Annotated in this window: 26 protein-coding genes; 25 read left to right on the top strand and 1 reads right to left on the bottom strand. The window is 38.1% G+C overall.

Features of this window, described 5'->3' with window-relative positions:
• Window positions 1-20 precede the first annotated feature (20 nt).
• The 24 genes from ACXAFK_RS01745 to purD all read left to right on the top strand — a co-directional run bounded on the left by ACXAFK_RS01745 (window position 21) and on the right by purD (window position 23,462).
• Window positions 21-1,709, top strand: a complete 1,689-nt coding sequence (locus ACXAFK_RS01745; RefSeq protein ID WP_474956596.1) for a DUF6909 family protein — start codon at window positions 21-23, stop codon at window positions 1,707-1,709.
• 3 nt (window positions 1,710-1,712) lie between these two features.
• Window positions 1,713-2,762 carry a hypothetical protein gene (locus tag ACXAFK_RS01740; protein ID WP_474956595.1) on the top strand — a complete coding sequence of 350 codons (1,050 nt, stop codon included), beginning with the start codon at window positions 1,713-1,715 and terminating at the stop codon, window positions 2,760-2,762.
• Window positions 2,763-2,824: 62 nt separating this feature from the next.
• Window positions 2,825-3,607: a dTDP-4-dehydrorhamnose reductase gene (gene rfbD / locus ACXAFK_RS01735; RefSeq protein WP_474956594.1), complete on the top strand. Its 783-nt coding sequence runs from the start codon at window positions 2,825-2,827 to the stop codon at window positions 3,605-3,607.
• Between the two features lie 31 nt (window positions 3,608-3,638).
• A complete protein-coding gene (rfbB, locus tag ACXAFK_RS01730; protein WP_474956593.1) occupies window positions 3,639-4,700 on the top strand; it encodes a dTDP-glucose 4,6-dehydratase in 1,062 nt (353 codons plus the stop codon).
• 5 nt (window positions 4,701-4,705) lie between these two features.
• Window positions 4,706-5,575, top strand: a complete 870-nt coding sequence (gene rfbA, locus ACXAFK_RS01725) for a glucose-1-phosphate thymidylyltransferase RfbA (protein WP_474956592.1) — start codon at window positions 4,706-4,708, stop codon at window positions 5,573-5,575.
• Complete coding sequence (rfbC, locus tag ACXAFK_RS01720) at window positions 5,575-6,114, top strand: dTDP-4-dehydrorhamnose 3,5-epimerase (protein WP_474958147.1); 540 nt, start codon at window positions 5,575-5,577, stop codon at window positions 6,112-6,114. Before rfbA ends, rfbC begins: the two co-directional genes overlap by 1 nt.
• Window positions 6,115-6,131: 17 nt before the next feature.
• On the top strand, window positions 6,132-6,941 hold the full coding sequence (cysQ, locus tag ACXAFK_RS01715; RefSeq protein WP_474956591.1) for a 3'(2'),5'-bisphosphate nucleotidase CysQ: 810 nt from the start codon (window positions 6,132-6,134) through the stop codon (window positions 6,939-6,941).
• Window positions 6,942-7,376, top strand: coding sequence for a DUF2061 domain-containing protein (locus tag ACXAFK_RS01710; protein ID WP_474956590.1), 435 nt, complete (start codon window positions 6,942-6,944; stop codon window positions 7,374-7,376).
• A complete protein-coding gene (gene cysC / locus ACXAFK_RS01705) occupies window positions 7,358-7,948 on the top strand; it encodes an adenylyl-sulfate kinase (RefSeq protein ID WP_474956589.1) in 591 nt (196 codons plus the stop codon). Before ACXAFK_RS01710 ends, cysC begins: the two co-directional genes overlap by 19 nt.
• Window positions 7,948-8,853, top strand: a complete 906-nt coding sequence (gene cysD, locus ACXAFK_RS01700) for a sulfate adenylyltransferase subunit CysD (RefSeq protein WP_474956588.1) — start codon at window positions 7,948-7,950, stop codon at window positions 8,851-8,853. The genes cysC and cysD overlap by 1 nt, the downstream gene beginning before the upstream one ends.
• Before the next feature lie 8 nt (window positions 8,854-8,861).
• The gene (cysN, locus tag ACXAFK_RS01695) at window positions 8,862-10,115 is read left to right on the top strand and encodes a sulfate adenylyltransferase subunit CysN (RefSeq protein WP_293297983.1); all 1,254 of its coding nucleotides are present in this window, start codon (window positions 8,862-8,864) and stop codon (window positions 10,113-10,115) included.
• Window positions 10,116-10,199: 84 nt separating this feature from the next.
• On the top strand, window positions 10,200-11,471 hold the full coding sequence (locus ACXAFK_RS01690; protein WP_474956587.1) for a flippase: 1,272 nt from the start codon (window positions 10,200-10,202) through the stop codon (window positions 11,469-11,471).
• Window positions 11,468-12,295: a sulfotransferase family protein gene (locus ACXAFK_RS01685; protein ID WP_474956586.1), complete on the top strand. Its 828-nt coding sequence runs from the start codon at window positions 11,468-11,470 to the stop codon at window positions 12,293-12,295. Before ACXAFK_RS01690 ends, ACXAFK_RS01685 begins: the two co-directional genes overlap by 4 nt.
• A gap of 103 nt (window positions 12,296-12,398) precedes the next feature.
• Complete coding sequence (locus ACXAFK_RS01680) at window positions 12,399-13,157, top strand: polysaccharide deacetylase family protein (protein WP_474956585.1); 759 nt, start codon at window positions 12,399-12,401, stop codon at window positions 13,155-13,157.
• Window positions 13,127-14,392 carry a hypothetical protein gene (locus tag ACXAFK_RS01675; protein WP_474956584.1) on the top strand — a complete coding sequence of 422 codons (1,266 nt, stop codon included), beginning with the start codon at window positions 13,127-13,129 and terminating at the stop codon, window positions 14,390-14,392. Before ACXAFK_RS01680 ends, ACXAFK_RS01675 begins: the two co-directional genes overlap by 31 nt.
• Window positions 14,373-15,407: a glycosyltransferase family 4 protein gene (locus ACXAFK_RS01670; RefSeq protein WP_474956583.1), complete on the top strand. Its 1,035-nt coding sequence runs from the start codon at window positions 14,373-14,375 to the stop codon at window positions 15,405-15,407. The genes ACXAFK_RS01675 and ACXAFK_RS01670 overlap by 20 nt, the downstream gene beginning before the upstream one ends.
• Complete coding sequence (locus ACXAFK_RS01665) at window positions 15,404-15,913, top strand: acyltransferase (RefSeq protein WP_474956582.1); 510 nt, start codon at window positions 15,404-15,406, stop codon at window positions 15,911-15,913. The genes ACXAFK_RS01670 and ACXAFK_RS01665 overlap by 4 nt, the downstream gene beginning before the upstream one ends.
• A gap of 125 nt (window positions 15,914-16,038) precedes the next feature.
• Window positions 16,039-16,857 (top strand): sulfotransferase, encoded by an 819-nt coding sequence (locus ACXAFK_RS01660; protein WP_474956581.1) that lies wholly within the window; start codon window positions 16,039-16,041, stop codon window positions 16,855-16,857.
• Complete coding sequence (locus ACXAFK_RS01655) at window positions 16,854-18,041, top strand: O-antigen ligase family protein (protein ID WP_474956580.1); 1,188 nt, start codon at window positions 16,854-16,856, stop codon at window positions 18,039-18,041. The genes ACXAFK_RS01660 and ACXAFK_RS01655 overlap by 4 nt, the downstream gene beginning before the upstream one ends.
• Before the next feature lie 53 nt (window positions 18,042-18,094).
• A complete protein-coding gene (locus ACXAFK_RS01650) occupies window positions 18,095-19,021 on the top strand; it encodes a polysaccharide deacetylase family protein (RefSeq protein ID WP_474956579.1) in 927 nt (308 codons plus the stop codon).
• Entirely contained in the window at window positions 19,021-19,758 is a 738-nt protein-coding gene (locus tag ACXAFK_RS01645) for a WecB/TagA/CpsF family glycosyltransferase (protein ID WP_474956578.1), read from the top strand. Before ACXAFK_RS01650 ends, ACXAFK_RS01645 begins: the two co-directional genes overlap by 1 nt.
• Before the next feature lie 80 nt (window positions 19,759-19,838).
• Window positions 19,839-21,149 (top strand): undecaprenyl-phosphate glucose phosphotransferase, encoded by a 1,311-nt coding sequence (locus ACXAFK_RS01640; protein WP_474956577.1) that lies wholly within the window; start codon window positions 19,839-19,841, stop codon window positions 21,147-21,149.
• A gap of 6 nt (window positions 21,150-21,155) precedes the next feature.
• Window positions 21,156-22,127, top strand: a complete 972-nt coding sequence (locus ACXAFK_RS01635) for a UDP-glucuronic acid decarboxylase family protein (protein ID WP_252081035.1) — start codon at window positions 21,156-21,158, stop codon at window positions 22,125-22,127.
• 63 nt (window positions 22,128-22,190) lie between these two features.
• Window positions 22,191-23,462: a phosphoribosylamine--glycine ligase gene (gene purD, locus ACXAFK_RS01630; protein ID WP_474956576.1), complete on the top strand. Its 1,272-nt coding sequence runs from the start codon at window positions 22,191-22,193 to the stop codon at window positions 23,460-23,462.
• Here purD and ACXAFK_RS01625 read toward each other — a convergent pair.
• Window positions 23,457-23,678, bottom strand: a complete 222-nt coding sequence (locus tag ACXAFK_RS01625; protein WP_224835937.1) for a DUF6341 family protein — start codon at window positions 23,676-23,678, stop codon at window positions 23,457-23,459. The genes purD and ACXAFK_RS01625 overlap by 6 nt on opposite strands.
• A 39-nt stretch (window positions 23,679-23,717) precedes the next feature.
• On the opposite strand from ACXAFK_RS01625, the gene ACXAFK_RS01620 reads away from it, so the two are divergent.
• Window positions 23,718-24,647, top strand: coding sequence for a DUF6427 family protein (locus ACXAFK_RS01620; RefSeq protein WP_474956575.1), 930 nt, complete (start codon window positions 23,718-23,720; stop codon window positions 24,645-24,647).

Raw genomic sequence — 24,647 nt, 5'->3', positions numbered from 1 at the left:
ACTTATTTTTGCCAGAAGATATGATGGCAACAGAAGTAAAACAGACTACCAGGGCACAGGAATCTACCAATGCGATCGAACGCTTGTACATTACCATGCGCCATTTGCTCAATCGCGGTTTTTATAAACCATCGGGCGTTTCGGGAAACGCCCTCCGCAGTGCACTTTTGCTGCTCAGGCCCGAAATATATGGTACAATTGCCGAGGAAAAGGCAGAGCTCAACGGATTGATCTATGTATTGGAACGCCTTCCAGAAGGCATTGAGGAATGTCGATTTATTAACCTTACCTCGGATGAAGGCTTTGCCAAATCGCATTTAAAACCTATTGTTCCCCCAAAAAGAAGACGAAACTGTTACCGCATTGACGACGAACAGATGAACATAGAAATAACCCGGGGACGTAGTGATATTTACGATATTTTGACCCACCTCACCTTCTTGTTCATTGAGTCCGGAAAAATTTCCAAAAGAGTTTTGGTGGACGATGGGAATGCAACTATTAGAGATTGGGACAAACTTACCGAGTTTGTACTGAGCGAGGAAAAAGATAATGAAGAAAGAGAAGTGGCCCTGATACATTGTGCCAATATCTTGGGCAGAACTTTTGATGAGGTAGTTGATATTCAGAACAAGCTAAAAACCCACAAAGATCCAGACCGTTTTTTAAATGTGATGTACTGGTTGGGCAAATTGGCCATTGAGGAAGAAACAACAGGCAATAAAAGAACCATTACATTTAGTCCGTTGTTGCGCGAACGGTTAGGGCATCACATTCATGGGGAAAAGTGGGCCAACAAAATAAAGAACACCTTAAAGCAGAACAATTTAATACATAGGCCATTGCATATCATCAGTGCCAATATGCACAGTGTAATGAATTCCCTTTTTGCCAAAAAGGCATTGGCCGAAGAATTTCCGGATAACGATTCCCTGGACATTTATGTGGCATTGGGTTCCGAAAAACACAAATCGCTGAACCAAAAAGTAAAGGAACTGGCACAGAGCAATGGGATGATTTTCTTGGACGATGAATCCGGGGCCAATATCGATGTCCAAATATTTGATACTGCAAAATTTGGTGGGGAAAGCTGCTGTTATAATTTGCCGGAAGGTATCTCCGAGGACGAAAAGCCGGTTATATTCGTAATGGATTATGCCTTTGGGGAACAAGCATACGAAACCATAGATGAACTGTTGAAGCCCTTGGAAGAGGATGGTGAAAAGATTTTCTTGAATGTGGATTCTGTCTCCATTATGGGCAAGGCCGGAATTCTGGAAGGAGGCAAAGGAGATTTAATGATTCCATCCGCCCATATTTTCGAAGGAACTGCGGACAATTACCCCTTTAACAACGAACTCTGCGCCTCCGATTTTAAGGGACATGGATTAAAAGTAATGGAAGGAACCATGGTCACAGTCTTGGGAACCTCGCTTCAGAACAGGGACATACTCCAGTTTTTCCACGAGTCCACTTGGAACGTGATCGGATTGGAAATGGAGGGTGTACATTATCAAAAAGCTATACAATCGGCTTCTCAAATACGAAAAAGCATAAACAAAGAAGTTAAGGTGCGCTATGCCTATTACGCATCGGACAACCCCTTGGAAACTGGGAGCACCTTGGCTTCTGGCGGACTGGGCACTACAGGTGTTAAACCCACTTACTTGATTACGGACAGAATTCTTAAACAAATATTCAATACATAAAAAATGGCGGACCAACCAGTAAATCAGAATAGTTCAGACGAAATAGATTTGGGGCAATTGTTCCAAATGATTGGAAGAGGCATTCAAAAATTTTTCAACTTCATAGGGGGCATTTTTAAGGGCATTTTTCATTTGATCATCCTGTTTCTTCTGTTTGTACAGAAGAATATTATAATTATTGCGGCCGCAGTGATTATTGGTGGGGTCGGTGGTTTTATTTTGGACAGGGTGTCGGCGGAAAAATATATTTCCAGAATGGTAGTGGAACCCAATTTTAACAGTGTACAGCAGCTGTATAATAACATCGATTTTTATAATGATCTAGCAAAAGCAGAGGATTCCGTGGCTCTGGCCACAGCATTGAACATTACTGAACATGAGGCGTCGACAATCAAAGAAATTTTCACAGATTCGTATTCCGATGAAAATCAGAAAATAAAATTGTTCGATCAATTCATCAAAGAACTCGATACAACTACGATTAAAGCGATAGACTACGAGAATTATCTGGAGAATTTTAATTCTTTGGACGCAAGGTTTCATCAAATATCAGTAATCAGTACGGACAACAAGGTTGCGAAAAAAGCACAACCGGCGATTATCAACTCAATTTCGGTTAACGAGTATTTTAAACTCCAGAAAAAAATCAACGATGAGAACCTGGATTTGCAGGAAGAGATTTATCAAAAACAGTTGATTGAGCTAGATTCCCTTCAAAGTTTATACCGAACGGTACTGGTCAAGGAAGCAGATAAACCCATGCAGGGCACTAGCATAAATATGGCTCAGACTGGCGAATCTAGGAGCAGGGAACTTGCCTTGATCCAAGAAAAAGATATTTTAAAAGAAAAACTGGTAGAACTGAACGAAGAACGTGCCAATAAGTCTACGATCATCAATGTTATTAGCGATTTCCCAACACGGGGAGTAGAGCTAAGAGGAATTTGGAACAGCTACAAATTTAAACTTCCCATAGCGCTGTTGATTTTAGTGTTTGGAATATTGGCATTATTGGAAATCAACAAGTATTTGAAATCCTACAGCAAAAAATAGAATAACCTTTTCGATCGTTTGGATATTTCCTTCCACAAAAATCAAGAAAATATAAGGAATGTATGGTGCGAATCTTGGTAACTGGAGCAGGTGGGCAATTGGGCTTAACATTGCAAGAGCATGCCCAAGATTTTCCGCAATTTTGTTTTGATTTCAAGACAGCCGACCAACTTGATATTACCCAGCCGACCAAGTTGGACGATGTCTTCCTAAAATATCATTACGATTTTTGTATCAACTGCGCGGCATACACCCATGTGGAACAGGCCGAAAAACATCCTGATTTGGCATTTAAGATTAATGCCGAGGGAGCAAAAAATATAGCAGAGCTTTGTAATGGCCATAACGTTACATTGGTACATATTTCAACAGACTATGTTTTTGATGGAGAAAAGGAAGGCCCTTATCTGGTAGATGATAGGCCTAACCCGATCAATGTTTATGGAGCATCCAAATTAAAAGGAGAACAGTTTATTCAAAAAATAATACCCAACCATTTTATTGTTCGGACATCCTGGTTGTACAATAAAAAACATGGACATAACTTTTACCGTACCATTTTGAACAAGGCAAAGGCGGGAGAGGAATTGCGAATTACAGATGCTCAGAAAGGATGCCCGACCAATTCGGATGCCCTGGCCAACTATATTTTAAATGAAATTGTTTGTGGAGAAAGGCCATTTGGAACCTATCACTATACCGATGGGGAGCCTACAACTTGGTATGGTTTTGCACAACAAATACTCAAGGAAAACGGTTTGGAGGAAACGGCCAACCTTATTTTGGACAGGAATTATCGTACCTTAGCAAGGAGACCTAGGAATAGTGTTCTCGCTGCTACATAATTAGAACCTAAGGGGCTTTAAGCATATTTTAATGGAGCACAATATTTCCAAAAACATTCTTATTACCGGCGGTGCCGGGTTTATAGGCTCACATGTTGTTAGGCGATTTGTTTCCGAATACGAAAATTATCAAGTTTTCAATTTGGATGCCCTGACCTATGCAGGAAATTTGGAAAACCTTAAAGATATTGAAGACGCGGACAATTATACCTTCATCAAAGGAGATATTACCGATACGGACTTTGTAAACAAGCTTTTTTCCAAACATCATTTTGATGGTGTGATCCATTTGGCGGCAGAGTCCCATGTAGATCGTTCGATCACAGATCCGTTGTCGTTTGTAAGGACCAATGTTTTTGGAACCGTTAATTTGTTGAATGCATCCTTGGGGTTGTACCGGAATAATCCAAGGTTTGTATTTTATCACATCAGTACCGATGAGGTCTATGGTAGTTTGGGAAGTCATGGCTTTTTCAAGGAATCTACAGCATATGCTCCCAATTCCCCTTATTCGGCCTCTAAAGCAAGTTCGGACCATTTTGTAAGGGCATATGGCGAAACGTATGACCTTCCTTTTGTAATTTCCAATTGTTCCAATAACTATGGGCCAAACCAATTTCCAGAAAAGTTGGTTCCTCTCTTCATCAACAATATCATTCAAGAAAAACCATTGCCCGTTTATGGTGATGGCAACTATACTCGTGATTGGCTTTTTGTAAAAGATCACGCCCGGGCCATAGACTTGGTGTTCCATCAAGGAAAAAAGGGGGAAACATACAATATTGGCGGCTTTAATGAGTGGAAGAATATTGAACTGACCCAATTATTGTGCAGATTAATGGATAAAAAATTGGACAGGCAGGCAGGCACTTCGGCAAAGCTCATAAGCTTTGTAAAGGATCGTCCAGGACACGATCTAAGATATGCCATCGATGCCTCGAAAATCAATAAAGAATTAGGGTGGGAACCATCGGTAACATTTGAAGAAGGTTTGGAGCTAACAATAGAGTGGTATTTTGATAATAAGGAATGGCTAGACCATGTTACTTCGGGAGACTATTTGGAGTATTATAAAAAGCAATATCAAGCATAAATAGGATGAAGGGAATCGTATTGGCAGGAGGAACAGGCAGTAGATTGCACCCACTTACCTTATCGGTGAGCAAACAGTTGATGCCCATTTACGATAAGCCGATGATCTATTACCCCTTGTCTACCCTTATGTATGCAGGAATAAAGGAAATATTGATTATTTCCACACCCAAAGACCTTCCACTTTTTAAAGAACTGTTGGGGGATGGGAAAAAGTATGGCTGTACCTTTTCTTATGCGGCCCAAGATTCACCCAACGGGCTGGCGGAAGCATTTATTATAGGGGAAGAGTTCATAGGGGATGATAAGGTGGCACTTATTTTGGGCGATAATATTTTTTATGGCGCTGGATTGTCCAAGTTATTGCAGAGCAACAATAATCCCGAGGGTGGTATTGTTTATGCCTATCGCGTAAACGACCCACAAAGATATGGGGTTGTGGAGTTCGATGAGGATGGCAAGGCAATTAGTATCGAAGAAAAGCCCAAGCAACCCAAATCCAACTACGTAGTACCGGGCATTTATTTTTATGACAACGAAGTCGTGGACATTGCCAAAAACATTGAGCCCAGCAAAAGGGGCGAATTGGAAATCACCGATGTAAACAGGGCGTATCTAGAAAGAGGAAAACTGAGCGTAAGTATTTTGGACAGGGGCACTGCCTGGTTGGATACAGGGACCTTTCAGGCCCTAATGCAAGCTTCGCAGTTTATAGAAGTAATCGAGGAACGCCAAGGATTTGTGGTCGGATCTATAGAAGTGGCAGCATTTGAAATGGGATATATAGATGCAGATCAGTTTAAAGAATTGGCCAAGCCCTTAATAAAGAGCGGCTACGGTGAACGTTTATTGGGTATTTTGAAGAAAGAGGGATGATAAAGGCGACGGAGACCAAGTTAAAAGGATGTTTTGTAATCGAACCTACAATCTTTAAGGATGACCGAGGTTATTTTTTCGAGAGTTTTAATCATAGAGAATTTTGTAAAGCCATTGGGCAAGAGGTAAATTTTGTACAAGATAATCAGTCCTATTCCAAAAAGGGAGTGTTAAGAGGACTGCATTTTCAAAAAGGCGAACATGCCCAGGCCAAGTTGGTTTCCGTATTGGATGGAAGAATTCAGGATGTAGTGGTCGATTTACGTAAAAATTCCCCTACTTTTGGCGAGCATTTATCCATTGAACTGGACAATGAGAACAAAAGACAACTGTTTGTGCCAAGAGGATTTGCACATGGTTTTTTAACTTTGAGCGAATCCGCAAGAGTTTTGTATAAATGTGATAATTATTATGATAAAAGTGCAGAGGGAGGAATTCGATTTGATTGTCCAGAACTGAATATTATGTGGACATTGAATTCTAACGATTTGCAACTCTCTGAAAAAGATAAGAACTTGCCTAAATATTTTGAACACTAACCCAAAAGACAATAAAATTGAACCCCATTAATGTAGAACAGCAACTTTTACTTGCCATTAAAGCTTCAATTGATGCTGGCAGCGCAATTATGGACATATATGACTCGGTGGATTTTGGCACCGAGTATAAAAAAGATGATTCTCCGCTCACACGAGCAGATTTGGAATCCAATAGGGTGATAATGTCCTACTTGACCCAAACAACTATTCCTATTATTAGCGAAGAGAACAAGAATCTTGAATACAGTGAAAGAAAAGAATGGGATGTATGTTGGATGGTGGACCCTTTGGACGGAACAAAGGAATTTATAAAAAGAAATGGGGAGTTTACCGTAAACATAGCATTGATTAAGAAAGGAACTCCGATTCTCGGGGTTATCTATGTGCCCGTGACCAGGGAACTCTATTGTGCCAATGTTGAGGAAGGGAAATCCTTTAAAATTGAGTTGGGAGATGCAAAGGAGCTTCCCGTCAATCTTTTTGACGAGGTAAATCAATTACGCCCTTCAGAAAAAAGTGGGGCAAAAACCAAGGTCGTGGGGAGTCGTTCGCACATGAACGAGCAGACCGAAAATTTTATTGAAGAGCTAAAAAAAGAAGGAAAAGATGTGGAGATAGTGTCCAAAGGAAGCTCTTTGAAATTTTGTATCGTTGCGGAAGGAAAAGCCGATATGTATCCCCGAGTTGCACCTACCATGGAATGGGACACGGCAGCAGGCCATGCGATTTGTTCCGCTATGGGATTAAAGGTTACAAATTGGGAAACGGGCAAGGATCTGGTTTACAATAAAGAAAACCTATTGAACCCATTTTTCTTGGTAAAGTAAATGACGCAAAAAGTTTCCTATAAAAGACACTTGGCCAAGACCATAACATGGAGGTTGGTGGGCACGATGGATACTATACTTCTTTCGTGGATTATTACTGGCAACCCGTTTACCGGGCTTAAGATTGGTTTGGCGGAAGTGGTTACCAAAATGGCACTGTATTACTTTCACGAGAGATTATGGGTAAAGGTTGGCATAGGGGACAGTAGAAGAAGGCATTTGATAAAAACGGTAACCTGGAGGGTTCTGGGTACTTTGGACACCATAATTTTGTCTTGGATAATCTCTGGGGACCCCTTCACGGGACTAAAAATTGGATTTGCCGAGGTTGTTACCAAGATGATACTGTATTATTTTCACGAAAGGTCCTGGTATAAAATCAACTATGGTTTGGATAAAAGAAAACGAGCAAAGAAATGGAGGAGAACATCATAAGGCACGATTATAAAATTGGCGTGAATGAAAGAAGAAAGGCCAATGGCCACAATTCGTTCCTAATATTTTTTACAGGTCTTTCGGGTTCAGGAAAGTCCACAATAGCCAATGGCCTGGAACAAAAGCTGGTCAAGGAGAACATAAGAACCTATACCCTCGACGGTGATAATGTTAGGAAAGGAATTAACAAGGATCTAAGTTTTTCGGCTGAAGATCGCTCAGAGAACAATAGAAGAATTGGAGAAGTGGCAAATCTATTTGTAGATGCAGGAATGGTGGTGTTGGCTGCATTTGTTGCTCCCTTTGAAAAAGACCGAAACCTAATTAAAGAAACCGTGGGTGAACAAAATTATGTGGAGGTTTTTGTAAACACCAGTTTGGAAGAATGTGAAAAAAGAGACGTAAAAGGTCTCTATAAAAAGGCAAGAAAAGGAGAAATAAAGGATATGACAGGCATTTCCAGTCCGTATGAAGTACCTTTGCGCCCAAATATCACTTTAACGGAAAATGAGTCCGTTGATGAAGCAGTAAATAAAGTATACGAATTGATTCGACCCAAATTACAATTGTAATGAGTAAATATTATTTAAACTATTTAGACGAGCTGGAGTCAGAAGCCATTTTTGTGCTTCGAGAAGTTTGGGCCCAGTTCCAAAATCCAGTAATCTTATTTTCTGGAGGAAAGGATTCCATTGTGGTGACCCATTTGGCCAGAAAAGCATTTTATCCCAGCAAAATTCCATTTGCTTTGATGCATGTGGATACGGGTCATAATTTCCCGGAAACCATAAAATTCAGGGATGACCTTATCGAAAGTTTAGGGGTACGGCTCATTGTAGGCTCTGTTCAAGAGTCCATTGACCAAGGCAGGGTTGCCGAGGAAAAAGGGAAGAACGCCACTAGAAATGCTCTTCAAATAACAACATTATTGGATGCTATTGAATCCAATAAAGTGGATTGTGCAATTGGCGGTGGTAGAAGGGACGAAGAAAAGGCACGTGCCAAGGAACGTTTCTTTTCGCATAGGGATGATTTCGGGCAATGGGACCCCAAAAACCAAAGACCTGAGTTATGGAACCTGTTCAATGGAAAACAATTTGAAGGAGAACATTTCCGGGTTTTTCCAATAAGTAATTGGACCGAAATGGATGTTTGGAACTATATCAAACGTGAAAACATACAAATTCCATCCCTTTACTTTGCTCACGAAAGAGAAGTGGTTTGGAGAAGCAACTCATGGATTCCCAGCTCTGAATTCTTAAAGTTGGATGAAGGAGAGGAAGTGGTCACCAAGAAAATACGTTTTAGGACTTTAGGGGATATCACCATCACTGGCGGTATAGAGTCCGATGCAGATACTGTGGAGAAAATAGCTCAAGAAGTATCGGCAATGAGACAAACGGAGCGTGGAAACAGAAGTGATGACAAGCGCTCGGAAACAGCAATGGAAGACAGAAAGAAACAAGGATATTTTTAGACAAAGATATGTTGGACAACAATCAACTTTTACGATTTACTACGGCAGGAAGTGTGGATGATGGAAAAAGTACGCTGATAGGGCGCCTATTATACGATTCAAAATCCATTTTTGAAGACCAATTGGAAGCCATTGAAAGTACAAGTAAAAAGAAAGGGCACGACGGCGTCGACCTTGCACTTTTCACCGATGGCCTTCGCGATGAAAGGGAACAAGGTATTACTATCGATGTAGCGTATCGCTACTTCACCACACCAAAAAGAAAGTTCATTATTGCGGACACCCCAGGGCATATTCAATACACCCGAAATATGGTTACGGGAGCCTCAACGGCCAACGCGGCCATAATTTTGGTCGATGCAAGACACGGTGTTATTGAACAGACCAAAAGACATGCATTTATTGCTTCCTTGTTGCAAATACCACACGTAATCGTTTGTATCAACAAGATGGATCTGGTCGACTTTTCCGAAGAGGCCTATAACAAAGTAATTTCCCAATTCGAGGAATTTTCATCCAAACTATTGGTAAAGGATGTACGCTTTATTCCCATCAGTGCATTGTTGGGTGATAATGTGGTAAACCGATCTAAAAACATGGAATGGTACCAGGGAGCACCATTGTTGCACACATTGGAAACCATGCATATCAGTAGTGATATCAACAAGGTAGATGCTAGGTTTCCCGTGCAGACCGTTTTAAGGCCACAGAGTGAGGAATTTAGAGACTATCGCGGTTATGCTGGCAGAATGGCTAGCGGTGTGTTGAGAAAAGGGGATGAGGTCACTGTGATGCCATCTGGGTTTAACTCAAAAATCAAGAGCATAGACACATTCTCTGGTGAGGTTGAAGAAGCCTTCGCCCCAATGTCGGTATCCATTACACTGGAGGATGATATTGATATTAGCCGAGGCGACATGATTGTCCGCTCCAATAACAAACCTGAAGCCCAACAAGACCTGGAAGTGATGTTATGTTGGCTGAACAATTCCCCGGCCAAACCTAGGGCAAAATACACCATTAAACATACCTCCAACGAGCAAAAAGCCATGGTAAAAGAAGTATTGTATAAAATTGACATCAATACGTTGAACCGCAGTTCCGACGATACTGAGATGTCCATGAACGACATTTGCAAGGTAAAAATAAGAACCACCAAACCTTTGATGATAGATTCTTATCGGGAAAATAGGACTACAGGGAGTATCATTTTGATCGATGATGCGACTAATGAGACGGTAGCTGCGGGGATGGTGGTTTGAAAAAAGAAATTCAAATTAACTAGAAAAATATGTTTTATAGGAACAAAAATGTCAATCAAATCTTATAAATCCGACAAAAATATTATGGAACTTCTTTTGAAAGGAAGTTCTTTTTTTATAATGAAAACCATTGGTTTTTTGTCTGGTTATCTGTTTGTTATATTAATCTCAAGGTTGTTTGGTGCCAAGATAAACGGGTATGTTGCACTTAGCTTTTCAATTTTCCTCATCGGTTCTATAATTCCAAAATTGGGTTTTGATATAAATCTGGTAAAAATTTTTTCCTCGAAGAAAATTCAGGAGGCCAAACATATCTATCATCAATCATTATTGATTTCTTTTCTGGTTTCAATAGTTCTTGGTTCAATTGGAATTATTTTTAAATATGAGTTCGCAACTTTTTTGGGAATTGATGATGATACGTATGTTATCTTAGGATTTGTATCCATTCCATTGTGGACAACTATTTTAATAAACTCATCTGTTTTAAGAGGTTTACAGGCCACAAAAAAATATTCATTTTTATCTAATGCTGGAAGGTTTTTATTTGGACTGTTAATATTAATAACAATTTATTATGGGTTAAACAGGGATAATACAACAGTGCCAATTATTTCGCACACATTGGGATTGTTTGTATTGACATTGATTTCATTCTATATGGTCAACAAAAGAATCAGCGGAGTCAAACCTTCACGGGAAAAGTTTAACACAAAAAACTATATTGCTGATTCTATGCCTTTAATGTTTTCATCTGCATTGATATTATTACTAGGGTGGACCGACACGATTTTTCTGGGAGTATATGATACGGCTAATAATGTTGGGGTCTACCATGTAGTTTTAAAGTTGGCGGCGGTTATAGGGTTTTCTTTACAATCTCTCAACAGTATATTAGCTCCAAAAATATCAAAAGCCTATTACGAGGGTGACAAAGATGAATTTAACAAGTTGATCAATGTAGTGGTTCGAATAAATTTCTTTTTTTCCATAGCCATTATAGCCTTATTAATTCTCTTTAGAAAACCTATTTTGGCACTATTCGGCGAAGAATTTGTGACTGGTTCTACACTTTTGGTTATTCTGTGCCTTGGTCAGTTGACCAATGCTATATGTGGACCTGTCGGGGTCGTATTTCAGATGACTGGCGAACAAAAAAAGTTTCAGAATTTGGTTTTTCTAGCATTCATTGTTAATCTAGGGTTAAATTTGATTTTGGTTCCAAGGTACGGGTATTATGGAGCGGCAATTAGTAGTATAGTCAGCATGTCTTTATGGAATATAATAGGGGTATATATGATTTATAAGACACACAAGATAATGTTAGCATATGTTCCGTTTAATTCTTTGAAATGAAAAAGGTAAATACGTTTATTATAGGGGTACAAAAGGCGGGAACAACTTCATTATATGAGTGGTTGATTCAACACCCTGAGGTTTATGGGGAATCATTTCTGAAGGAATTTCCTTTTTTCATTGAAGAGAAGCTTTATAGTCAAGGGTATGAAAGTTTTGAAGAAAAATTCAGGCCTAAGCAAGATGAAAAGATTATAATTACCGGCTGTGTGGATTATATAGAGGATAAAGAAAGCCTTAAAAGAATCAAAAAATATAACCCAGAAGCGAAGATAATTTTACTTTTGAGAAATCCTGAGAAAAGAATAAACTCGGCATTCACATTTTTACGACAATTATCAGAAGAAGAGAATAGTGATGTTAATGAAGCCATTAAAAAAAGACCGGAATATTTGGAGAGAAGCCTTTATGGAGAGAAATTGGAATTTCTATATAGTATTTTCCCAAAAGAAAACATTAAGGTTATTTTGTTTGAGGCTATGACCAAGAATCCAAAAATGTTGATTTCAGACGTTTTCAGGTTTTTAAAAGTTAGCCACTATTCTAATATTGACTACTATAATGCAAATAAAACTGGGGTTGTGAAATTTGGCAGGCTCAATAAACTTATTTTTGATAAAAAATCGGACAATATATTTCGGCGTCTCGCAAGAAAGATGTTTTCTCCCAATTTTCGGATTAAAATAAGGAGATGGATAAAAAATCTGAACACCAAGAAAAACACACAAGACACAACTCCTGTTTTGGACCCTTCATTAAAAATGATAATTTATGAAGACCGGGATAAAGTGCAAAATTTTATCAATGTTGAGGAATACTGGTAATATGAAGAATTTTTTATGGTCCTTTGTATATTTTATAGGCTTATCACAGTTTTGGAGGTATGTTAAACAAAAAAAAGCGGTGTCAATTTTTTTGATACATGAGATGGAAGTTAACAAACTGGACAGTTTGTTAACAAGATTAAAAAAGAAGTATAATTTCTTGTCTTTAGAAGAGTTTGTTCGAAGTAAGAATAATCAAGAGGAATGGGGGAAACTACCAAACTATCCTGCTATGTTAACTTTTGATGATGGTCATAAATCCAATTATGAATTATTGCCACTGTTTAAAAAGCACAATATGCCCGTTGTAATTTTCTTATGTAGTTCTATTGTGGGTACGAGCAGACATTTTTGGAGTAAATATGACATTCCGAAGAACAAATTAGGACAAATTAAAAAATTACCGCATAAAGAAATGATGGCCTTCTTAAAGAGGTTAGGTTACGAAAGGGTAAAAAAATATAAGGATAGACATTCTTTGTCGATTTCAGAAATAGATGAAATGAGTTTAAGTGGCTTTGTTGATTTTCAATCCCACACAAAATTCCACCCAATTTTACCCAACATGGAAGCTGCCGAATGTAAAAATGAAATTGGAGAATCTAAAAAGGAGTTGGAAAAGCTATTGGGAAAAGAAATTGTCGCTTTTGCATATCCAAACGGAGATTATACTCAAAGGGAAATTGATTTTGTAAAGGAAACAGGTTATGATTATGGTTTTACGGTAGATTACGGATATAATGTCTTTGAGACCAATAATTTTCAATTAAAACGCATTTGCTTAAATGATTATGGTACATTGGAAGAAAACATGTTTAAAGCGACAGGGTTTTGGGAGATTATAAAGAAAATATTAAATTAAATAAGCTCTTAACCTGGCTGACGAAAAACACAGTTCTTTTTCTTGTAACTATTACCCTTTTTCAATATCCCATTGAAAATTTTGCAAAGAAAATTGACCTAAACATGGTCGGGTATGCGGATGAGCTTTTATTGTTGTTTATTATTGGTTGTGAATTATTTCGGACAATCATAGTTTCCAAGATATCCCGCTTTCAGTTATTCGTGTTATTAAGTTTTATATACCTTACTGTAATATCATTGATGTTCGGGTTCAATCGAAATCTTTCTCAAATACTATTTCAGAACTTGATTCATTTAAAGTTTTTTATTTTTTTTTATTTTTTTTTCCAAAGGAGGCAATACTATGCTCGAGGATTTGAGAAGATATTGAAAGGCATATTGTTTGTTTCTTTGTTAGGTATTCTGATGAGTTTAGTAATGCAACAGGATTTTTATCTTTATTTAGGAATCCCAATGGAATTGAGAAACGGTGTATTAAGGCATGGAGGGTTTTTTAGAACCAATTTTTTGGCAGTTTTTTATTTTTTGCTCTTTTTGAAAGTGGCAATGTACCATTATAGGAGGAACAACCATCTGCTAATTCTATCCAACTCTTTTATGTTTGCAATTTTATTGCTGTTTTTAGCAAGTCGAACCTCCCTTCTTCTTCTTATACTTTCATTGCTTGTGATTTATTGGACACAAGTGGTTAAAAATATTGGACTAAAAGGAATACTAAGTTTTTTTGTTATGGCTTTGGCCGTTTTGTTCGTTTTCACTGATTTTATTGAAAAAACTTACATTAATATTACCAGTGGGTTTGATTTAAATGGGAACTATATTCGCGGTATTATGTTACATCTAGCTACTTTGATAGGGATAGATGAGTTTCCTATTGGTACAGGAGCGGCAACATTTGGCACAATTTTTTCCGAATCTAGCAATGTATATGATATGTATGGAGTAGGCCATCGCTCTTATTTCGTAAAAATGGACGGTGTTTATGACAGTAACTTGGCGTCAATATTAGGAGAGTTTGGAGTTGTTGGTTTGATAATTTTCGGAGCACTTATATATTCCGTTTTTAAAAGAATAAAGAAAAGCGGGGTTGAGCATATATTTTTTATTATCTTATTTGGTCTATTTTTCCTAAATATCATAACCCGAAGTTTATTGATGAACACATCACTGGCCTTGATATATATAATTTTCACATTGTCAATTCTTGAAAAAAATGAAGGTCTTACTGGTTAGTAATATGTGGCCCGGCAAGGAAAAGGCCTATAGCGGGATATTTGTCAGGAATCAATTTATAGAATTAAAAAAATACTTGGGTCCTGACATTCAAGTTTTTTATTTAGAAAGAAAGTTCACCTCGAGAATTGGGAGTGTAATTAAGTATTTGAACTCGTTTCTTAGGTTTATCCCGTACTTGTTTAAAAAGTACGATATTGTCCATCTTCACTTTTTTTACCCATTTATTTATTTAGTTTGGTTATATAAGTTTTTTTATCCCAAATCAAAACTGGTTGTTACATTTCATGGTTCAGACATAAATTATGAAGTTAATGAGTCAAACTTGTTGTTAGCAAGAAAAGCAGCTAAAGCTGTTGATTTTGCAATCCCTGTGGGCAATGAACTCGCTAAAAGAGTGAAAACAAAACTTCAAATACCCATTGGTATGGTTTTGCCCGTTGGAGTAAATGACTCCGTTTTTTATAATATGAATATTGAAAAAAAATTTGACTTTCTTTTTGTTGGATCTTTTTTTAAGGTAAAAGGAATCGATATTCTTATAAAAACGATTACAAAATTACCTAAAAACACATCTTTTTGTTTAGTTGGAAAAGGAGATGAATTTGAACCCAGAATCAGGGAACTAATGGACCAAGGCTACAATATTGTCTTAAAACTTGATCAATCACAAGAAGACCTTAGAAAACTTTATAATGAATCACGATTTTTAGTACAGCCATCAAGAAATGAAGGTTTCCCGACAGTCACTATAGAAGCCATGTTTTGCGGTACACCAATTTTAACTTCAGATATACCACAATTCAAAGAACAGGTAAATCAAGGCGTCAATGGGTTTTATGTTTCTAATGAAGACACGCAGGCGTTTGTTGAAAAAATGATTTATTTAAAAAAAATCTCAGAGACAGAATACTCAAAACTTCAAAAAGGAGCCCTTCAATCCTTTAAAGAATTATCTTTAACTGAGGTATGTCTAAAAATTATGAATACGTATAAAAATTTAGTAAAAATTTGAAAAAAATCCTTTTTGCCATATATCTTATTTTTTTCAAAAACACTCCTGAGGATTACAGGCCCTATGCTTTATTTTTTCCTTGGATAAGGAGTAAATTGGTTAAGGCTTATTTAAAGGAGTGTGGAAAAAAACCCAGAGTAAAAAGCGGGGCGGAAATTTCACCGAATGCCACAATGGGGGATTTTTCCGAACTTGGAACACGATGTATGGTACAGGCCAATGTACATATTGGCAACAATGTTATTATGGGCCCAGACGTTAAAATATATTCAAGAAACCATAAATATGACAGGTTGGATTTACCGATACAAAAACAAGGAAAAAATTATTATGAGACCACTATCGGGGATGATGTATGGTTGGGGGCTAATGTTGTTATTACTGCAGGATGTAACATAGGTAATCATGTAATAGTTGCAGCTGGGGCAGTGGTAACCAAAAATGTGCCGGATTATGCGATGGTCGGTGGGGTTCCGGCGAAAATTATTGGTGACAGAAAAAAATGAATTAGAGAGTTAACCAATACTATATGGGCTTTGACTATTGTTTATTTTCAATTAAGATTCGGGTATATAAATTCTTTTTCAAAACCAATAAATAGTTTATTATAAAAACAACTGTAATTTATTTAATGGGAGCCGGTCGAAGCGGCACAACATTGTTAGCGACAATTCTTAATGCTCAGGAAGACATAGTTACCATTGGGGAAATGCACCAATTCAAGGAGCATTTGAATGGAGACAAGGCATGTTCCTGTGGTGAAAATCTTCAAGATTGCCAATTTTGGTCTGGAATAGTGCAAACTTTGCCCTCTACAACTATTGCCGGACTTACTTATTGCGAAAAATGTGAAAATCATAAAAACATACCCAAGCTTCTCTTTACCAAAAAAACCGACCAGGCTTATTTAAAGGTACAAGAAGAAATTTTTGAAAGGATTTCGACATACAGCCCTAATGTAGCTCTATTGGACTCTTCCAAATATATTGCCCGCTATTTGTTGTTGTCGAAAAGTAGAAAACTAAATATAAGAGGAATTTATGTGGTGAGAGATGTTCGGGGGGTGATAAATTCCTTTGGCAAAAATGTGCAGACGCCTAAATCTCCTGCATCTACTTTATTGTACTATGGTCTTATTAATTTTTTTGGACAATTGGTTTGTTGGATGGATCGAAGAGTGGTTAAGGTTAAATATGAAGATTTTGTTGAAAACCCGGTCAAGGAGATCAAAAGGATTAACCATCATATTTTTTTGGGGCGGGAGAAAAAAGTAACTTTACCAGAGTTCTTGCAAATACCACATATAATTGGCGGTAACCGGATGAAAAGCGAGAAGCAGATCCACATAAAACCTGATTTTAAATGGAAGACAAATATTAAACGTAGTCGACAAATAATCTATTATCTCGCTCTTTTGCCATTTATGCTCATAAATAACTATAAGATTTGAAAAAAGTATTGGAACTTAGATTTTGGGCACTTTACCTGACCGTATTTACATTGCCGATGTATATGCGATTGAACAATATTTTTCTTGGCATATTCCTTTTGTTGGGCATCGTTTCTATAATCGTTGAATACAAATCTCAGGACGTTTCAAATTTTTGGAAATCATGGCCGGTATTTTCCTTTTTTATTTTGGCCGTCATGGGTTCTTTTTGCGGATCAGGATTCTGGGAAGGATTTAAATATTTGGAAAGATATTGGTCTTTTCTGTTGGTGCCATTTGTGATTATGGCCCAGAAAGACAAATATGGTCAAAGAAGGAACCGAATTTTCACGGCACTGGTATGGGGTTGTGTGGCCACTTTGATCATATGTTATGGGAATGTAGTTTATGAAATGATTAGTGGAAGGGAACCATTGCACTATTTGTTCCGTTGGAGACATGTCAACCATCGATTTACACAAATTGCGGATATTCATCCAACATACCTAGGGGTGTTTATTGTAACAGCCATAATATTTTTAATTCATCGTAAAGAGGGTAAGCCCTACATCAGACATGCAGTCATACTATTTTTGCTCATAGGCTTATTCCAATTGGCCAGTAGGGTAGCCTTGATAATGATACTGGTGCTTGTCGGGTATTTTTTATTAATGAGGATTTCTAAATATAGATTCCAGTCCATTTGGATTTTATTGGGTTTGGTATTGTGTTTGGTAGTCTTCAACAAGATAGGCAGCGGTTATTTAAAACAAAGATTATTTACAATAGAAGCTATCGTGGGAGACAAACGTTTTGAACGCTGGGATGCTTCCTATCAGATATTTAAGGAAAATCCTTTAACAGGAGTTGGTTTTGCAAAGATTGAAGAGATGAGAAACCGAAAATATATCGACTTTGGTTTTGATGAAGCGGCAAGAAATGATCTAAATGCACATAATCAGTTTTTGGAGTTGTTGAGCAGAAATGGTGCCTTAGGTGGATTTGTTTATGCATGCTCATTGGGTTTTTTATTGTTGTTGTCCATGTACAGGAAGGATTATCTGTTCTCACTCATGTTTTTTGCATTCATAATGGCCAATGTTACAGAGTCAATGCTTGTAAGGATAAAAGGAATAGAGTTCTTTGCTGTTTTTGCCACATTATTCTTATGTGGAATCCAACAAAATAAATTGGAAAAGGAATGAACATCTATATCACATTGGATTACGAACTGTTTTTTGGACCCGATAGTGGAACTGTGGAAAAGTGTATTATTGAACCCACAGAGCAGTTGTTAAATATAGTGGACCCACTTGGCGTCAAATTTGTTTGCTTTGTTGATTCCGGATATTTGTTGGCCTTGGAAAAACAAATGAGAGAGTATCCTGTATTAAGAAATGACTATGAAAAGATTGTAGGTCAAATAAAAAAATTATCCGATCAAGGGCATGGTATTGAACTTCATATTCACCCACATTGGGAAGACTCGCTTTTTGATGGCACCAAATGGAATTTTGATACCACTAGGTACCGACTACATGACTTTAGTGCAAATGAGGTGTATGATATTGTAACCAGATATACCAAGGTGTTAGAAAAGATAACAGGGACACCCCCCAAGGCCTATCGTGCCGGAGGATGGAGTGCTCAACCATTTCATCATATTAAAGACGCTCTAAAAAAAAATGGTGTGTTTGTTGATAGTACTGTTTATCCAAAGGGATATTATCACTCGGAAAATCAAAAATTTGATTTTTCATCTGTTCCTGAGTTCAAAACTTTTTATAGATTTTCCAATGAACTTACATTAGAAGATAAAAATGGGGAATTTGTAGAGATTCCAATCAGCTCATATCGAGTATCACCTATTTTCTTTTGGAGATTTACTTTGATAAAGCTCCTAAAACAAAAAAATCACATGGCGTTTGGCGATGGGAGTGCAATACCAATGGCTAAAAAGAATGTGTTTAAACTACTTTTAAGTTTTAGCCATAGTGTAGTTTCCATGGATGGATTTAAGGCTATTTTGTTAAAAAGGTCTTTTAAGGCCTATTTAAAGAAGACAACCAACAATGACAATTTTGTAATAATTGGTCACCCCAAAGCTTTCTCACCCTATTCTTTAAAGCAAATGACTAAGTTTTTAAAGGAAACGTATACACAACATAATTATAAAACATTTTAGTGGATAGAATACAATTTCTTGGAATACCGATTGATAACCTGACCATGTCAGAAACCTTGACGGAAATTAGTGCTGCTATTGACCAAGGAAGGCAATTGCACCATGTTGTTGTGAATGCTGGAAAAGTGGTTGCAATGCAGAACGATGAACAACTCAAGGAAAGCGTAGTTAACAGTAACTTGATCAATGCTGATGGACAAGCTGTTGTGTGGGCATCCAGATTCTTGGGCACACCCTTAAAGGAAAGGGTTGCCGGTATTGACCTGATGGAGAATCTAGTAGAATTGTCGAGTAAAAAGAACTATAAGATTTTTTTCCTGGGAGCAACCGAAGAAATCGTTGAAAGTGTTGTAAACAAATATTCCAGAAAGTACGGAAAGGAAATAATTGCCGGTTATAGGAACGGCTATTTTAACAAAAGTGAAGAGGAACAAATAGCAGTGCAAATTTCAAAAAGTAAGGCACAACTCTTATTTGTTGCCATTAGCTCACCAAAGAAAGAAAAATTCTTGTACCAATACCGCGATCAACTTGCAAATGTAAACTTGATTATGGGGGTTGGAGGAAGTTTTGACGTAGTAGCGGGAAAAGTGAAAAGAGCACCATTATGGATGCAAAAGGCCGGTCTTGAATGGTTCTTTAGATTTATCCAAGAGCCCAAAAGAATGTGGAAAAGATATTTGGTGGGGAACACGAAATTTATTCTATTGGTCTTAAAGGATCGTGTTAAATTTTAATACATTTAACCGCAATATTATTTCTAGTTTAGACCAGCATGTTTTTTAGGCTTACTAAGTATTCAGATTTGTTTAAGCCCATGACGTTCATCATTGATGTTTTGGTCATAAACCTGTTTGTCTATTTTCTCCCCATTAAAATTAACGAACCAATATTGTTCCATGCCTATTTACTTATAGGGTGGACTATACTTTCACATAAAAATGAGTTTTATGGCATTCACCGTTACACCAAGGTTCCAAGTGTCCTGAGAAAAATATTTACTCAATTTGTTCTATTCTTTCTGATACTCTTTGCCTATATAGGGTTTTTTAAACAGCCAGACATGGGGCGTATTGCTTTGGCCCAATATTTTGTGCTGATTTTTTGCACCATTTCCATCACAAAACTTTTACTGTTTTTAATAATGGTGAATTATGGTGTAAGTTTAAAAGGAAGTATAAGAAATGTTGTGGTTATTGGGAAAAACAAAAAAACAGAACAACTGATCAGGGTTTTTAATGAGAGGGGAGAATATGGTTATAAGTTTCTAAAACAATTTTCGCTGAAAACACCAGATTTTGATATAAATGAATGTTTCGATTTTATCATTGAAAAGAATGTTGAAGAGATTTACTGTTCCATATCAGAATTAAAAAACAGTGAATTGACCACCTTCATAAATTTTGCTGACAATAATCTTAAAACATTAAAGTTTATACCTGACAACAAGAATATCTTCGCCAAAAAACTCAAATTTGAATATTACGACTATATTCCTGTATTGTCTTTAAGAGACATACCTCTTCATACTCCTGTAAATGCGCTTCTTAAAAGAAGTTTTGATGTTGTTTTTTCCCTTTTTGTCATTATCGGCATACTATCCTGGTTGACACCAATTTTGGCCCTGTTGATTACGCTCGAATCTAAAGGCCCAGTATTCTTTAGGCAAACAAGGAATGGGATAGACAATAGGGAGTTTTATTGTTATAAGTTCCGATCAATGGCCCCGAATAATAATGCCGACCATATCCAGGCCACAAAAAACGATATGCGAATAACCAAAATCGGAAAATTTATAAGGAAAACCAGTATAGATGAGCTTCCACAGTTTTACAACGTGCTATTTGGAACCATGTCCGTAGTAGGACCACGGCCCCATATGGTAAAGCATACCAACGAGTATGCAACAAGTGTGGACAAATATATGGTGCGCCATTTCGTTAAACCCGGAATTACGGGATTGGCACAAGTACGGGGGTATAGAGGGGAAATAGAACAAGAGGCAGACATACAGAATAGAATTAAATTCGATATTTTTTACATAGAAAACTGGTCGTTGTTTCTCGATTTAAAAATTATAGTTCAGACAGTACTCAACGCAATCAAGGGAGAGGCGAAAGCATATTAAAATCAAATGAAAAAAACACTCATCACCGGGGCAGCCGGATTTTTAGGTTCGCACCTTTGCGATAGGTTCATTGCCGAGGGCCACCATGTTATCGGAATGGACAACCTGATCACAGGCGATATCAAAAACATAGAGCATCTATTTCACTTAAAACGTTTCGAGTTCTTTCACCACGATGTCACCAAATTTGTCCATGTACCCGGAAAAATGGACTATATCCTCCACTTTGCCTCACCGGCAAGCCCTATCGACTATCTTAAAATTCCGATAGATACCCTTAAAGTGGGCTCCTTGGGAACCTTGAACTTATTGGGCTTGGCCCGTGACCATGGAGCAAGAATTCTTGTGGCATCCACATCCGAAGTATATGGCGACCCCTTGGTGCACCCACAAAATGAGGATTATTTCGGCAATGTTAGCCCTATTGGTCCAAGAGGGGTGTATGATGAGGCCAAGCGCTTTATGGAATCCATCACCATGGCCTACCATAGGCATCATGGATTGGACACCCGAATAGTTAGAATATTCAACACTTACGGTTCTCGAATGCGATTGAACGATGGACGTGTAGTCCCTGCTTTTATGGGGCAGGCACTTCGTGGCGAAGACTTAACGGTTTTTGGGGATGGCTCACAATCACGCTCCTTTACCTACATCGATGATCAAATCGAAGGAATCTACCGTTTATTGATGAGCGATTATGTAGAGCCCATCAATATTGGTAATCCCGATGAGACTACCATTCTGGAATTTGCGGAAGAAATAATAAAACTTACAGGAACCGATCAGAAAATCGTATTTAAACCATTGCCGCAAGACGATCCTATGCAACGCCAGCCCGATATTTCAAGGGCAAAAGAAATACTCGACTGGGAACCCAAGGTACACCGCTCCGATGGGCTCAAAAAAGTGTTCGAATATTTCAAGTCGTTATCACATGATCAGTTGTGGGAGGCCCATAGAGAATTTTCACAATAGATCATTTGCAAATAACTCTTAAATTAAAATACAATTGAGTTATTTTTGCCAAAACTTTAATACATGAACATTCTGGTCCTAGGTTCAGGTGGTCGCGAGCACGCCATTTCCCTTAAAATATCCCAAAGCCCTAAAACTTCTAAACTTTTTGTTGCGCCCGGTAACGCAGGCACTTCTCAAATAGCAACAAATGTCGAAGTCGGCGTAAACGATTTTGAAGCCATTAAACAATTGGTGTTGAAAGAAAGCATTGATTTGGTGGTAGTAGGGCCGGAAGACCCTTTGGTAAAAGGGGTGCACGATTTTTTCTTAAACGATACCGAGCTAAGGGCAGTTTCTGTAATTGGGCCGGAAAAAGCGGCCGCAGAGCTGGAAGGGAGCAAGGAATTCGCCAAAGAGTTTATGATGAGGCACAATATTCCCACTGCGGCATATCAGAGTTTTACGGCAGATACGTTAGAAGAGGGCTATGCCTTCTTGGAAACCCTGTCCCCCCCATATGTTTTAAAGGCAGATGGCCTGGCGGCAGGTAAAGGAGTACTTATTCTTCAAAACATTCAAGAAGCCAAGGATGAGCTTAAATCCATGTTGCTCGATTCCAAATTCGGAAACGCAAGTGCAACGGTCGTTATCGAAGAGTTTCTGGACGGCATAGAGTTGAGCTGTTTTGTGCTTACCGATGGCGCTAATTATAAAATACTCCCTACAGCAAAAGATTATAAACGTATAGGAGAGGGAGACACTGGACTCAACACAGGGGGAATGGGGGCTATTTCCCCTGTTCCATTTGCCGATTCCGAATTTATGGACAAGATAGAGCGCCAGATTGTAAAACCGACCGTAGATGGCCTTAAAAAAGACAATTTGCCTTACATAGGTTTTATCTTCATCGGCCTGATCAAAGTTGGCAACGAGCCTAAAGTGATCGAATACAATGTTCGAATGGGCGATCCTGAGACCGAGGTGGTGATCCCAAGGCTTAAAAGTGATTTGGTAGAGGTGCTTATGGCCATGGCCAACGGGACATTAGACCAAGTAGAACTGGATATTGACAATAGAGCGGCCACTACGGTAATGGCAGTTTCTGGTGGCTATCCAGAGGCTTATGAAAAAGGCAAGGTAATTACGGGTACGGAAAACATTAGGGATTCCATTGTGTTCCACGCCGGAACCAAAGTGTCGAACGGGCAAGTAGTTACCAATGGAGGGCGCGTAATCGCCATCACTTCTTTCGGAAAAGATTTTAAGGAAGCGTTACAGCAATCCTATCAAAATATGGAAAAGCTTCATTTTGATGGAATGTACTACAGAAAAGATCTTGGTTTTGACCTATAGATAAGAATGGGAGCTGATCTCCTTGTTCTCTTCGTTATTGTCATTAAAGATCTTTAATTGTTTCATCCAATAGACCATTGCGATAAAACCAATGATCATAAAGATCCAGTTGATCGTGTTGGCACCCCACCAGCTGTGCATAAAGCGTAGAAAATCCAAAGGTGCGAATAGGTAATTTACAAATAAGTCCTCTATACCGTAAAAAAACTTGCTCATGTTGGCTATATTTACTTTACAAAAGTAGCAAAAGATAGGATGATTTCAAGCTTTTTCGGAAAAACAAAGCCCATAAACTATATTGTGCTGGGAGTGTTCTTGTTCCTTTTTTATTTTGCCAATATTTTTTTTGGGCCTAGCGGGCAAAAGTTTAGCCAGATTATCCCTTTTGAACTGCTGATGTTCACCGCATTGCTACTCTCCGTTTTTATCACAAATCAGATCGTGAGAAAGGAAAAGGCGACCGAGTCCAATTCCTATACCATGGTGTTTTTTGTGCTTTTGGCCATTTCCTTTTCCGACCATTTGGGGCACCAGAACATTATTTTTGCCAATTTTTTCCTGCTTATGGCATTTTGGAGGGTGTTGTCCATTAAATCCATTAGGAACGTAAAGCACAAGATTTTTGATGCTTCCATGTTAATAGCCACCGCAAGCTTATTCTACGATTGGTCTTTGGCGTTTATGCTCTTGATCTTTTATGTGATAGGGGTTTACGACCGTAAAACCTTTAAAAATTGGCTAGTGCCTGTTTTGGGAACGGCCACTGTTTTTGTTTTAACGTTTACCGTGCTCAAGCTAAAGGGATCTCTTCATTTTTTTGCGGAACACTATCAATTTTCTTTAGGATTGTTTACCGATAAATCCTTTTTTCAAGTGTTGGATTTCAAAATATTGATTTATCTAATTTTGATCACCATTGTTTCCATCACCGTATTTGTGCGCCTGCGAAATGTGAGCGGGGGAAAATTGTTGCTCCTGCGAATTGTGTTTTTTACCTTTTTGCTGGCCACGGTATTGATTCTGTTTAACCCTGTGGATCGTTCGCCGGTAATGATCACGTTTTTTCCCGCATCAATTTTCCTTACCAATTATTTTGAAGAAATAAAAAAACAAAACCTTCAAGAAGTGGTTTTGATCGGGGGTTTGGTATTGGCCTCCACTCTTTTTGTGGTCCATCTAAACTAA

This window comes from Flagellimonas sp. ABD4_174, from assembly GCF_056160185.1.
The sequence above is the reverse complement of the archived record's forward strand: the minus strand, read 5'-3'. Positions and strand labels throughout refer to the sequence as shown.

Coding starts and splice junctions, on each gene's coding strand:
- ACXAFK_RS01745 (WP_474956596.1), top strand. CDS start 21: ATGATGGCAACAGAAGTAAAACAGACTACCAGGGCACAGGAATCTACC.
- ACXAFK_RS01740 (WP_474956595.1), top strand. CDS start 1,713: ATGGCGGACCAACCAGTAAATCAGAATAGTTCAGACGAAATAGATTTG.
- rfbD (WP_474956594.1), top strand. CDS start 2,825: ATGGTGCGAATCTTGGTAACTGGAGCAGGTGGGCAATTGGGCTTAACA.
- rfbB (WP_474956593.1), top strand. CDS start 3,639: ATGGAGCACAATATTTCCAAAAACATTCTTATTACCGGCGGTGCCGGG.
- rfbA (WP_474956592.1), top strand. CDS start 4,706: ATGAAGGGAATCGTATTGGCAGGAGGAACAGGCAGTAGATTGCACCCA.
- ACXAFK_RS01710 (WP_474956590.1), top strand. CDS start 6,942: ATGACGCAAAAAGTTTCCTATAAAAGACACTTGGCCAAGACCATAACA.
- cysC (WP_474956589.1), top strand. CDS start 7,358: ATGGAGGAGAACATCATAAGGCACGATTATAAAATTGGCGTGAATGAA.
- cysD (WP_474956588.1), top strand. CDS start 7,948: ATGAGTAAATATTATTTAAACTATTTAGACGAGCTGGAGTCAGAAGCC.
- cysN (WP_293297983.1), top strand. CDS start 8,862: ATGTTGGACAACAATCAACTTTTACGATTTACTACGGCAGGAAGTGTG.
- ACXAFK_RS01690 (WP_474956587.1), top strand. CDS start 10,200: ATGGAACTTCTTTTGAAAGGAAGTTCTTTTTTTATAATGAAAACCATT.
- ACXAFK_RS01685 (WP_474956586.1), top strand. CDS start 11,468: ATGAAAAAGGTAAATACGTTTATTATAGGGGTACAAAAGGCGGGAACA.
- ACXAFK_RS01680 (WP_474956585.1), top strand. CDS start 12,399: ATGGAAGTTAACAAACTGGACAGTTTGTTAACAAGATTAAAAAAGAAG.
- ACXAFK_RS01670 (WP_474956583.1), top strand. CDS start 14,373: ATGAAGGTCTTACTGGTTAGTAATATGTGGCCCGGCAAGGAAAAGGCC.
- ACXAFK_RS01660 (WP_474956581.1), top strand. CDS start 16,039: ATGGGAGCCGGTCGAAGCGGCACAACATTGTTAGCGACAATTCTTAAT.
- ACXAFK_RS01640 (WP_474956577.1), top strand. CDS start 19,839: ATGACGTTCATCATTGATGTTTTGGTCATAAACCTGTTTGTCTATTTT.
- ACXAFK_RS01635 (WP_252081035.1), top strand. CDS start 21,156: ATGAAAAAAACACTCATCACCGGGGCAGCCGGATTTTTAGGTTCGCAC.
- purD (WP_474956576.1), top strand. CDS start 22,191: ATGAACATTCTGGTCCTAGGTTCAGGTGGTCGCGAGCACGCCATTTCC.
- ACXAFK_RS01625 (WP_224835937.1), bottom strand. CDS start 23,678: ATGAGCAAGTTTTTTTACGGTATAGAGGACTTATTTGTAAATTACCTA.
- ACXAFK_RS01620 (WP_474956575.1), top strand. CDS start 23,718: ATGATTTCAAGCTTTTTCGGAAAAACAAAGCCCATAAACTATATTGTG.